The following is a 638-nucleotide window of genomic DNA, read 5'->3' on the forward strand; positions in this document are numbered from 1 at the left end:
GGATCACTTTGTACTCGTACATGGTCGATGGCCTTTCGTTCGTTGCGCCCGTGCCGTGAACTGGCTGTCTGGGGCTGCTGGCATGTTCGGAATGATGCGAAGAGTGATCGATCCGATGCGTAACGCCATTGCCGTGGGCTGGCGAGACGCCAGGCTACGGGGCTGTGCCGAGGCCGTTGTCAGTGGTGAGCCGTACGGTAGTTCCATGCGGCCCGTATCCCAGATCCAACGCAAGGTGGCGCCCTTCGAGGTCGTCAGCCCCTACCAGCCGAGCGGCGACCAGCCGGCGGCGATCGCCGAGCTCGAGCGGCGCATCCGAGCAGGTGAGAAGGATGTCGTCCTGCTCGGCGCGACCGGTACGGGCAAGTCGGCCACCACCGCGTGGATGATCGAGAAGCTGCAGCGGCCCACGCTGGTCATGGCGCCGAACAAGACCCTGGCGGCCCAGCTCGCCAACGAGTTCCGCGAGCTGCTGCCGAACAACGCGGTGGAGTACTTCGTCTCGTACTACGACTACTACCAGCCGGAGGCTTACGTACCGCAGTCGGACACCTACATCGAGAAGGACTCCTCGATCAACGAGGAGGTCGAGCGACTGCGCCACTCCGCGACCAACTCGCTCCTCACCCGCCGTGACG

The 638-nt window shown here is 64.4% G+C and carries 1 protein-coding gene; it reads left to right on the forward strand.

All coding sequences use genetic code 11. From position 1 onward, the window contains the following. Positions 1–205: 205 nt before the first annotated feature. Positions 206–638, forward strand: a 433-nt coding sequence (locus KUM32_RS42755) for a DEAD/DEAH box helicase family protein (RefSeq protein WP_217146944.1), incomplete at its 3' end; no start/stop codon positions are given.

The sequence above is a fragment of the Streptomyces sp. AC627_RSS907 genome (genome assembly GCF_019049165.1).